Source organism: Lentzea sp. NPDC058450, assembly GCF_042721395.1.
In the GTDB taxonomy this organism is placed as follows: domain Bacteria; phylum Actinomycetota; class Actinomycetes; order Mycobacteriales; family Pseudonocardiaceae; genus Lentzea.
Genome location: NZ_JBHXLO010000066.1, coordinates 1 through 11,084 on the forward strand (window position 1 = coordinate 1; position 11,084 = coordinate 11,084).

The window sequence follows — 11,084 nt, forward strand, 5'->3', positions numbered from 1 at the left end:
GCCTCGCGGCACCGCCCCCACGCCCCCGTACAACCAGTACGAGGGCGTGGGGGCGGCACCGCGATGCACCCGTCTGACCGCGAATTCCCCCGGCAACGTTCCGAGCCACGCCACTAGCGGTCAGTTACCTACCGGTAGTAAGTTCGGCTCCATGACGCCGGACGCCTCCGCGCACATCGATGTCGCCGCCCCGCCACGGCGGGTGTTCGAGCTGGTCAGCTCGCTGCGCGGGCTCGGTCAGTGCGCCGAGGAGTACTCCGGCGGAAAGTGGCTGAACTCGGCCGGTCCGCGTGTCGGGGCCCGGTTCCGCGGCATCAACAAGCGCGGCTGGCGGATGTGGCCGACCACGTCCACCGTCACCGACTGCTCGGACACGCGGTTCGCGTTCGAGGTGAAGTCGCTGGGGCTCGCGGTGTCGCGCTGGCAGTACGACATCGAGGAGACGCCCGAGGGGTGCCGCGTCACCGAGTCGACGTGGGACCGCCGGCCCGGCTGGTACGTGCCGATCACGCAGCTGGCCACCGGGGTGCGGGACCGCGCCGTGACGAACCAGCGCAACATCGAGGCGACCCTGCGACGGCTGAAGCTCGCGGCCGAGTCGGCTTGATCGTTCCTGTCCGCTCCACGAAGACCGGACAGAAACACTCACATATTCACTCACACTCCAACATGCCTCAACAGCACTGATCAGGGCGTTGAGCTGCAGACATCGGAGGACCGGAACGAGATCCGGTCGCGGTGAGTCATTGAAAACGCTCTCATCAGCGTGGGACGGTGGCCAAACGACCGTTGACACGCTCGTAACGCCCTTGTTCAATCCCCGTCAAATATCCTATAGGATCAGAGATCCGAGGAGTTGGCGTGGCGAAGGTCGTGCGTGCTCAGGCGTTCCAGGTCGACGTCCCGGTCGAGACGGTGCGCACCGACGCGGTCCAGCAGTTCATCAAGCAGGAGACCGTGTTCGTCGAGGTCACGACGGATGACGGCCTCACCGGCCTCGGGTACGCGTACACGATCGGCACGGGCGGCAGCTCGGTCCTCGCCCTCCTGAAGGATCACCTGCTGCCGCGCCTCGTGGGTGTCGACGCGCGGCGGATCGAGCACGTCTGGCACGACCTGTTCGCGTCCACGCGGTCGACGACGGTCGGTGCGATCACCTCGCTCGCCCTCGCGGCCGTGGACACGGCGCTGTGGGACCTGCGGTGCCTGCGGGCCCAGGAACCGTTGTGGCGCATGGCCGGCGGGTTCCGGCAGGAGGTGCCGCTGTACGACACCGAGGGCGGGTGGCTGCACCTGTCCACCGAGGAGCTCGTCGCGGGCGCCAAGGAGACGGCCGCGCAGGGCTGGCAGGGCATCAAGATGAAGGTCGGCAAGCCGGACCTGACCGAGGACGTCGAACGCCTCGAAGCCGTGCGGGCGGCGGTCGGCGAGCGGTTCGCGATCATGGTGGACGCCAACCAGTCGATGACGAGCGCGGAGGCCATCCGGCGGGCCGACGCGTTCAGGAACGTCAACCTCACTTGGCTGGAAGAGCCGTTGCCGGCGGACGACGTGAGCGGGCACGAGAGGCTCGCCAGGACCACGCCGATCCCCATCGCGGTGGGGGAGTCGCTGTACTCGGTGGCGCAGTTCCGCGAGTACCTCGAACGGGGCGCGGCCTCGGTGATCCAGGTCGACGCGGCCCGGATCGGTGGCATCACGCCGTTCCTGAAGGTCGCGCACGTCGCCGAGGCGTTCAACGCGGACGTCTGCCCGCACTTCCTGATGGAGCTGCACGTCAGCCTCGCGGCGGCGTTGCCCAACGGGAAGTTCGTCGAGCACATCCCGCAGCTGCGCGGGATCACCAAGAGCGAGATGACCATCCACAACGGACACGCGCTCGCCCCTGACTCACCGGGTCTCGGCATCGACTGGGACCGCGACGCGATGGATGACCTGCGGGTCGCCTGAAACACCACGAGAAATCACAAAGGAGTGGTCTTGAGAGCGTTAGGTGTCGTTGCCGGCCTGCTCGCGTCGTTGATCGCGGTGCCGGCGGCCCAAGCCCAAGCACCCGCGGCACAACAGACCGCCGCGAAGGCCGAGAAGCCCTACATGGGCTGGAGCAGCTGGACGTTGCAGGCGACCAACTACCCCGGCGTCAACCCGGACGGCCCGGCGAGCTGGCTGAACGAGAAGAACGTGCTGGCGCAGGCCGACGTGCTGGCCGCGAGGTTCAAGAAGGCCGGCTACGACCACGTGAACGTCGACGCGGGCTGGCTCGGCTCGTTCGACGAGTACGGCAGGCCGGTGGTGGACGCGAAGAAGTTCCCGCGTGGCTTCAAGTGGCTCGGCGACTACGTCCACGGCAAGGGCCTGAAGTTCGGCTCGTACCTCGCGGTCGGTCTGGACCCCAAGGCGTACAACGACGGCAAGACGCCGATCTTCAACGCGCCCGGCTGCACCACCAAGGACGTCGTCTACCCCGACCTGCGCAAGACCAACGGGTGGGACTCCGCCTACAAGATGGACTTCGCGAACCCGTGCTCGCAGAAGTACATCGACTCCATCGCGCAGACGCTCGCGGGCTGGGGCGTCGACTTCCTCAAGCTCGACGGCGTGGGCCCCGGCAGCTTCCGCGGCGGTGAGCGCTACGACAACACCAGCGACGTCAAGGCGTGGAACTCCGCGCTCAAGAGCACCGGGCGGCCGATCGAGTTCCTCATCTCGTGGGCGCTCAGCCACCGTCAGGCCGACGTGTGGAAGGCCAACACCAACGGCTGGCGCGTCGACACCGACGTCGAGTGCTACTGCGACACGCTCGTCACCTGGAACGCCTCGGTGAAGCAGCGCTGGAACGACGTCGTGCAGTGGATCGACGACGCGGGCCCCGGCCACTGGAACAACCTCGACAGCGTCGCCGTCGGCAACGGCCAGATGGACGGCCTGACCGAGGCGGAACGCCAGAGCTACATGACGTTGTGGTCGATCTCGTCCTCGCCGCTCTACATCGGCGACGACCTGACCAAGATCGACGACTACGGGTACAAGCTGTTGACCAACGACGAGGTCATCAAGATCAACCAGGCCGGCGTCCCGGCCCGTCCGGTCGACCAGTTCTCCGACCAGCAGGTCTGGTACGCCCGCAACCGCGACGGCAGCTACACCGTGGCGCTGTTCAACCTGGGCTCGCGCCCGGCGTCCGTGACCGCCGACTTCGCCAGGCTCGGCATCAGCGGCAACGCCAAGGTCCGCGACGTGTGGGCCAAGAAGGACGTCGGCCAGAAGTCCGGCGCCATCACTGAAGAGCTCCCGGTGCACGGCTCGAAGCTGTTCACGATCACCCCGCGCTCCTCGGTCGCGCCCGGCGTCGTGCAGGGCACCGCGGCCACGCCGACCAGCGTCTCCCTGCAGTGGTACGGCAAGACGGGCGTCCGTTACGACGTCTACGCCGGCAACAAGAAGGTCGCCACCACCACCGACACCAAGGCGACGGTCAACGGCCTCACCCCGGCCACGGCCTACGAGTTCACCGTCGTGCAGAACGGCGCGCGCTCCAAGCCCGTGAACTTCGTGACGCCGCAGGAAAGCGTGACGTACGAGGCGGAGAAGGGCAGCCCGGGCGGCGGCGCGACCGTCTACGGCTGCGCGTGCTCGGGCGGCAGCAAGGTCGGGTACATCGGCGGCAGCGGCAACATCACCATGCCGACGGTCGTGGCGCCCCGTGAGGGCACGTACCTGGTCGAGCTCGCCTACATCTCCGCCGACGCGAGCCGGACCGGCGTGATCACCGTCAACGGCACCAGCTTCAAGCTGCCGGTCGCCGGTTCCAACGACGACGACTGGAACACGCCGCAGAAGGTCACCATGCCCGTCTACCTGTTGAAGGGCAACAACACCATCCGGATCGGCAACCCGGACGACTCCGTGTTCGACGTCGACAGCATCCGCATCTGAGACCAGGAGGCGTCGTGGTGACAACCGTGCAGGACTCCAGCGCCCAGGTCGTGCGTGGCCCCGCCACCACGGCGTCTCCTCCCACCCGCAAACGCCGAGGTCCCGCCTCGCGCCGCCACGACACGTGGGTCGCGTGGCTCCTCGTCGCCCCCGCGCTCGCCGGGTTCGGCGTGTTCTTCGCCTACCCGATGCTGCGGGGCGTCTACCTCAGCTTCACCGAGTTCCACATCCTCAGCCCTCCGGTGTGGACGGGTCTCGACAACATCACCGAGCTGATCAACGACAGCAGGTTCTGGCACTCGCTGGGCGTCACGGTCTACTTCGTGGTGCTGTCGGTGGTGCTGGGCATCGGGGTCTCGCTGCTCACCGCCGTCGTGTTGCACCGACTGGGGGTCAACACGACGGTCCGCGGGCTGATGATCCTGCCGTTCCTCATCTCCGGCGTCGTCACGGCGCTGGTGTGGACGTGGATGCTCGACCCGCAGCTCGGCATCGTGAACCAGCTGATCACCTGGGTCACCGGCGAGCCGATCATGTTCTTCGCGTCGGACGACTGGGCGGTGCCCACGCTGGCCGCGCTCAACGTGTGGAAGACCATGGGCTACAACGCGGTGCTCATCTTCGCGGGCCTGCAGACCATCCCCGCGTCGATCTACGAGGCCGGGCGGATCGACGGCGCGTCGGAGTGGCAGCTGTTCCGCTCGCTCACGCTGCCGTTGCTGCGGCCCATCCTGGTGATGGTCGTGATCCTCAACGTGATCAGCTCGACCCAGGTCTTCGACATCGTCCAGGTCAGCACCAAGGGCGGTCCGGCGGACGCGTCGCTGGTGCTCCAGATGTACATCTACGACAAGGCCTTCGGCCAGTTCGACTTCGGTTACGCCGCAACGATGTCGCTCGCGTTGTTCCTGCTGCTCGTCGCGGTCACGTTCACGCAGATGCGGATGGCTCGCGCCGGCGAGTCCGACACCAACTGAGGAGGCTCGGTGAACCTCTCGATGAAACTCGGCAGGGGCGTCGCCTGGGGCTACCTGGTCGTCGTGCTGCTGATCACGATCTTCCCGTTCTACTGGATGCTGCGCACCGCGTTGTCCAACAACTTCGCGATGTCCACCGACCCGTCGTCGTTGCTGCCGGTGCACTTCACGTGGGGCCCGTTCAAGCGCGCACTGGGTCTGGCTTCCCCGGCTGAAGCGGCCGCGGAAGGCGGCTCGGGCGCGTCGATCGACCTGGCGCTCGCGCTGTGGAACTCCGTTGTGTACGCCGGGATTCTGACAATTCTCACGGTCGGGCTGTCGGCGCTGGCCGCCTACGCGTTCGCCCGGCTGCGGTGGAAGGGCCGGGACTTCGTCTTCGGGCTGCTGCTCACCGCGTTGATGGTGCCGTCGGTGTTCACGCTGCTGCCGAACTTCGTGCTGATGAAGGACTTGGGGCTGCTCAACACGTTCGGCGGCATGATCCTGCCGGCCGCGCTGTTCTCCGCGTTCAACATCTTCTTCCTGCGGCAGTTCATGCTCGGCCTTTCGCACGAGGTCGAGGAGGCCGCGATCATCGACGGCGCCGGGCCGTTGCGCGTGTGCTTCCGGATCGTGCTGCCGATGAGCATCGCGCCGATGGCGACCCTGACGTTGTTGCAGTTCATCACCACCTGGAACGACTACTTCTGGCCGTTGCTCGTCACGAACGACGAGTCGGTCCGCCCGCTCACCCTCGCGCTCGCGGTGTTCAAGCAGTCCTCACCGCAGGCGTCGCTGGACTGGGCGGGCCTGATGGCGGCGACGCTGGTCGCGGCGCTGCCGATGTTGCTGCTGTTCGTGGTGTTCGGGCGGCGGCTGGTCAACTCCATCGGCTTCACGGGGATCAAGTGAGACTGCACTGGCCGGCTGCGGCAGGAGAGTGGACCGAGGCGCTGCCCGTGGGCAACGGCCGTCTCGGCGCGATGGTGTTCGGCGGGGCCGGCCGGTCCCGCGTGCAGGTCAACGACGCGACCGCGTGGTCGGGGACTGCGGACGGGCCTGCCAGGGCGTTGGCCGATGTGCTGGCCGCCGGGGCCGGTCCGGAACGGCTGGCGCAGGTGCGGGAGGCGATCTTCGGCGGTGACCTGGAGCGGGCGACGTCGTTGCTGATGTCGTTCGAGGGCCCGTACAGCCAGACGTTCCTGCCGTACGTGGACCTGTGGATCACGCTGCCCGAAGGCGAGTCGCACGGCCGCACCCTCGACCTCGCGACCGGCGTGGTCACCGAACGGCTGACCATCGACGGCGCCGAGGTCACGCGCCGGGTGTGGGCGTCGGAAACCTCGTTGTGCGTGGAGATCACCGGTGCGGTGCCGTCCGAAGTGGACGTCACGACACCGTTGCGGGAGATCGGTCGCGACGGCCTGAACCTGGTGGTCGAGATCCCCGTCGACTCGGCTCCCCGGCACGAACCGCAGGTCGACGCGCCCGTCTACAGCGACGGCGAACGCGGCACGATCTCCGTCAAGATCACCGAGGGCGAACGCTGGCTGCTCACCCTCACGAGCTCGACCACGGCGGAGACGTGGCAGGGGCAGCGGCACGGCAACCACATGACGTTGATGGACGCCTGCGAGGTGCGGTTCGGCGACGTGCCCGAGGTCGTGGACGTGCCGGAGCTGCTGAGCGGCAAGGACGAGCAGCTCATCGCCTCCGTGCTCTTCGAGTACGGCCGGTACCTGCTGGTCTCGTCGTCCCGGCCGGGCGCACCGCCCGCGAACCTGCAGGGGCTGTGGAACGCCGACCTGCGGCCCGCCTGGTCGTCCAACTACACGATCAACATCAACACCCAGATGAACTACTGGGCGGCGGAGGTCACCGGCCTCGCCGAGTGCCACGACCCGTTGCTGGAGCTGCTGGAGAAGCTCGCGGTGACCGGCGCGGACGTCGCCCGCGAGCTGTACGGGGCGCGGGGCTGGGTGGCGCACCACAACACCGACGCGTGGGGCTGGGCGCTGCCGGTCGGCATGGGTCACGGCGCACCGTCGTGGGCGATCTGGCAGATGGGCGGTGCGTGGCTGGTCCAGCACGCCTGGGACCATCACGACTTCGCCCGCACCTGGTCCACTTTGGAGCGCGCGTGGCCACTGCTGCGCGGCTGTGCCGAGTTCTGCCTCGACTGGCTCGTCGAGGGCCCCGACGGCTACCTCGACACGTGCCCGTCGACGTCGCCGGAGAACTGGTTCCTCGACGCTGACGGCAAGCCGCAGGCACTCACGTGGTCCGTGACGATGGACGTGGTGCTGATCCGGGCCGTGTTCGAACGGACGCTGGCGCTGGCTCTCGCCTCGGGCCGCGCCGACCCGGTGCTCGCGGAGATCTCGGCCGCACTCCCACGCCTGCGGCCCGTTCCGGTGTTCGACGGACGGCTGGGGGAGTGGGCTTCCGACCACGTCGAAGAGGACTCCACGCACCGGCACATGTCGCACATGGTGTCCGTGTACCCGCTCGGGCAGATCGTCGCCGGAACTCCGCTGGGCGACGCGGCCTTCGAGGTCCTGGAACGGCGCGGCAACGGCGCGATGGGCTGGTCGTGGGCCTGGAAGATGGCGCTGCGGGCCCGTCTCGGCGACGGAGACACCGTGCGGTCGTTGCTGCTGGAGGCCTCGCAGCCGTTCACCGGCGACCGGCACCGCGACGCCCCGGTCGACGGCTCCGAGTGGGGCGGCCTGCTGCCGAACCTGTTCAGCACGCACCCGCCGTTCCAGATCGACGGCAACTACGGCTTCACCGCCGCGCTGGCCGAGGTCGTGGTGCAGAGCCACACCGGCGTGATCGACGTGCTGCCCGCGCTGCCGTCCGGCTGGGCGAGCGGTTCGGCGCGCGGCCTGCGGTGCCGCGGCGGGCTGGCGATTGACGTGACCTGGGACGACGGCGACGTGACGGTGCGGCTGCGCCGGATATCCGGTGATGCCGCGGCGTTCGTGCCGGTGAGCATCGGCGGCGAGATCACCGAGGTCGTCGTGAGCGATGTCGTGGAAGTGCGCGGGAGGATTCCTTGCTGACCGACCTGACCCTGGACGCGCTGTGGGAGTACCGCAGCGGCTACGTCCGTCCCGACGACTTCGACGAGTTCTGGGACTCCACGCTCGCCGAGGCGCGTTCTCTCGACCTGGCGGTCGAAGCGGTGCCGGTGGACACCCCGCTGCGCACCGTCGACGTCTACGACGTGTCGTTCGCGGGCTTCGGCGGCGACCGCGTCCGCGCCTGGCTGCGCACGCCGAAGGGCGCCACCGGCTTCCCCGCCGTGGTCCAGTACCACGGCTACGGCGGCAACCGGGGCAGCGCGGTCGAGAACCTGACCTGGGCGAGCGCCGGCTTCGCCCACCTCCAGGTCCAGGTGCGCGACCAACGCGGCGGCACGGGCTTCCTGACCCGAGGCATCACCGACCGTTCCACCTACTTCTACCGCCGCGTCTTCACCGACGCCGTCCGCGCGATCGACGCCGTGCGCGTACTGGGTTCCACGAGCGTGGCCGTGCTCGGCAACAGCCAGGGCGGCGGAATCGCACTGGCCGCAGCAGGCCTCGTCCCCGACTTGGCCGCCGTGCACGCGCAGGCCCCGTTCCTGTGCGACATCCGGCGCGCCCTGAACGTGTGCGGCAAACCGCCCTTCACCGAGCTGACCACCTACCTCGCCGAGAACCGGCGTTCCGACGTCTTCCCCGCACTGTCCTATTTCGACGGTCTGGGGTTCGCCGCCAGAGCCACGGCCCCCGCGTGGTTCTCGGTCGGCCTGATGGACGACATCGTGCCGCCGTCCACCGTGTTCGGCGCCTACCACGCCTACGCCGGACCCAAGGAGATAGCAGTCTGGGAGCACAGCGCCCACGAGGCGGGCGGCTCCGACGACCTCGACATCGCACTCGACGCCTTCCGATCCCGTCTCTTGGAGAAGCCATGAAAATCGCCGCCGCTGCCCTCGCAGCAGCAACAGCCCTGGTGGTCGCGGGCTGCGGGAGTTCCGACTCGGGCTCCGGCAGCAACACCGTGAACTGGTGGACGTGGGACGACAAGCAGGCCGTCGCCTACGGCGAGTGCGAGAAGGCGTTCGAGTCCGCCAACCCCGGCACGGACGTCAAGATCACCCGCTACAACGTCGACGACTACTTCACCAAGCTCACCGCGGGCTTCGTCGCCGGCACGGCCCCGGACGCGTTCCAGAACTCCGTCCAGTTCCTCCAGGCCTACGCCTCGCAGCACCAGCTGATGCCGTTGGACGACCTCATCACCAAGTCCTCAGTGGACCTGAAGAAGTTCTCCGTCGGCGTCGACACCTGGAAGTTCACCGACGGCAAGCAGTACGCCCTTCCTCTGGACTGGGCCGCCTCCGCCCTCTACTACAACGCCGACATGCTCACCAAGGCCGGCGTCCCTGAGGCCGACGTCCAGAAGCTGACCTGGAACCCGGACGACGGCGGCACGTTCGACAAGGTCGTGGCCCGCCTAACGATCGACAAGAACGGCAAGCACGGCGACGAACCGGGCTTCGACAAGACCCAGATCGCCACCTACGGCATCGGCGCCATGGCGGGCCGGAGCTTCATCGGCGAAACGTCCTGGGCCCCGTTCGTGAACACGCTCGGCTGGCGCCTGGGCGACAAGGACCAGTGGCCGACGAAGTTCAACTACACCGACCCCCGCTTCACCAAGACGATGAAGTGGGTCCTCTCCCTCACCGACCGGGGCTTCTCCCCGAAGCTCGGCACCTTCACCACCGGCAACCAGTCCACCATCTCCGACGTGGACCTGATCGGCTCCGGCAAGGTGGCCATGACCATGGGCGGCTCCTGGTCCGCTCCTTCGTTCGGCAAGATCCCGGGCGTCAAGGTCGGCATCGCCCCGACCGTTCTCGGCCCGGACGGCAAGCGTTCCGTCCTCTCCAACTCGAACGGCAACAACATCTGGGCGGGCACCAAGAACCCGGACCTGACCTGGAAGTGGGTCAGCTTCATGGGCAGCGAGGAGTGCCAGACCAAGGCGGGCGCCACCGGCACCTTCTTCCCGTCCATCCCCGCCGCCATGGACAACACCGTGACCTCGATGAAGTCCCAGGGCGTCGACCTGACCGTCTTCAACCAGTACGTCAAGGACGACGTCCTCTACCCGTCCACCGCCTACGCCAACGGCAGCGCGATCCAGTCAGGCGAACAACCCCTCTTCGAGGCGTACTTCGCAGGCCAGCGCTCCGACGACGTGTTCGCCGAGATGGAACGCGTCTCGCAGGAGATACTGGCCAAGAACTAGACGGGAGCTCAGGAGTGGTGTTGCGGATACCGACCAGGCGCGTGCTAGCGGATGACGTCTACGAGCAGATCCGCGCCCTGATCATGAGCGACGGCATGACCCCGGGCGCCAGGGTGAACATAGACGAGCTGGCCCGCCAACTGGACGTCTCCCCAACGCCGGTCCGAGAAGCACTGGCACGCCTCGAATCCGAAGAACTGGTCAGCAGGCTCCCGTTGCGCGGCTACAGCGTGACGGACCTGCTGAACCGCAAACAGGTGGCCGACCTCTACGCCCTGCGCCTACTACTAGAACCCCCATCAGCAGCCCTGGCGGCCACCAACATGACCCCGGAGTTCGTCCGCCTCATCGAGGAGGAACTGGCGACCTGCCCGGCGGCCCCAGCCGACAACGCCTACGACGACTACAAGAACCTCACCGCCCACGACCAACGGCTGCACGAACTGATCCTGCGGATCGCGGGCAACGAGGCAGTCCTCCAGTCCTTCGCGAAGACCCACTGCCACCTGCACCTGTTCCGCCTCAACTTCCAGCAGCCCTTCGGCGTGCAGACGATCACCGAACACCGAGCGATCGTGGACGCCCTGGTCACCAGGGACCCCGAGGCAGCAAGCGAAGCGATGACCGCCCACCTGGAGATCGCCCGGGCAAGACTGCTGGACCGCATGTAACACCGCGAAGCCGAAGGCGAGCCCCGCACCAACGCGAAGCCGAAGGCGAGCCCGTATGAGCTCCGCAGATCGGTAAAGCGGTGTGGTGACGTGCTCTCCCAACTCAGCCACGCACGCTGGAGATTGGGGCTTGACTTTGGGTGCGAGGTGCTAGCTTCGAGAGCTCGGCCGGGCGCTTTTCAGCCCGGCCTTTTCCGGCCGATGAGCGCCTCGC

Annotated in this window: 9 protein-coding genes; all 9 read left to right on the forward strand. The window is 67.7% G+C overall.

Annotated features, from left to right (window positions below; all coding sequences use genetic code 11):
* Positions 1 to 151 precede the first annotated feature (151 nt).
* Positions 152 to 607 (forward strand): SRPBCC family protein, encoded by a 456-nt coding sequence (locus ACFWNN_RS45430; protein ID WP_382446189.1) that lies wholly within the window; start codon positions 152 to 154, stop codon positions 605 to 607.
* A gap of 254 nt (positions 608 to 861) precedes the next feature.
* Positions 862 to 1,950: a mandelate racemase/muconate lactonizing enzyme family protein gene (locus ACFWNN_RS45435; RefSeq protein ID WP_382446190.1), complete on the forward strand. Its 1,089-nt coding sequence runs from the start codon at positions 862 to 864 to the stop codon at positions 1,948 to 1,950.
* Positions 1,951 to 1,980: 30 nt separating this feature from the next.
* A complete protein-coding gene (locus ACFWNN_RS45440) occupies positions 1,981 to 3,936 on the forward strand; it encodes a fibronectin type III domain-containing protein (protein ID WP_382446191.1) in 1,956 nt (651 codons plus the stop codon).
* A 14-nt stretch (positions 3,937 to 3,950) separates the two neighbouring features.
* Positions 3,951 to 4,913, forward strand: coding sequence for a carbohydrate ABC transporter permease (locus ACFWNN_RS45445; RefSeq protein ID WP_382446192.1), 963 nt, complete (start codon positions 3,951 to 3,953; stop codon positions 4,911 to 4,913).
* Between the two features lie 9 nt (positions 4,914 to 4,922).
* On the forward strand, positions 4,923 to 5,804 hold the full coding sequence (locus ACFWNN_RS45450; RefSeq protein ID WP_382446193.1) for a carbohydrate ABC transporter permease: 882 nt from the start codon (positions 4,923 to 4,925) through the stop codon (positions 5,802 to 5,804).
* Complete coding sequence (locus ACFWNN_RS45455) at positions 5,801 to 7,957, forward strand: glycoside hydrolase N-terminal domain-containing protein (RefSeq protein WP_382446194.1); 2,157 nt, start codon at positions 5,801 to 5,803, stop codon at positions 7,955 to 7,957. The genes ACFWNN_RS45450 and ACFWNN_RS45455 overlap by 4 nt, the downstream gene beginning before the upstream one ends.
* Positions 7,951 to 8,856 carry an acetylxylan esterase gene (locus ACFWNN_RS45460; RefSeq protein WP_382446195.1) on the forward strand — a complete coding sequence of 302 codons (906 nt, stop codon included), beginning with the start codon at positions 7,951 to 7,953 and terminating at the stop codon, positions 8,854 to 8,856. Before ACFWNN_RS45455 ends, ACFWNN_RS45460 begins: the two co-directional genes overlap by 7 nt.
* Positions 8,853 to 10,199 carry an ABC transporter substrate-binding protein gene (locus tag ACFWNN_RS45465; RefSeq protein ID WP_382446196.1) on the forward strand — a complete coding sequence of 449 codons (1,347 nt, stop codon included), beginning with the start codon at positions 8,853 to 8,855 and terminating at the stop codon, positions 10,197 to 10,199. The genes ACFWNN_RS45460 and ACFWNN_RS45465 overlap by 4 nt, the downstream gene beginning before the upstream one ends.
* A 41-nt stretch (positions 10,200 to 10,240) precedes the next feature.
* Complete coding sequence (locus ACFWNN_RS45470) at positions 10,241 to 10,870, forward strand: GntR family transcriptional regulator (RefSeq protein ID WP_382446197.1); 630 nt, start codon at positions 10,241 to 10,243, stop codon at positions 10,868 to 10,870.
* Positions 10,871 to 11,084: the final 214 nt, after the last annotated feature.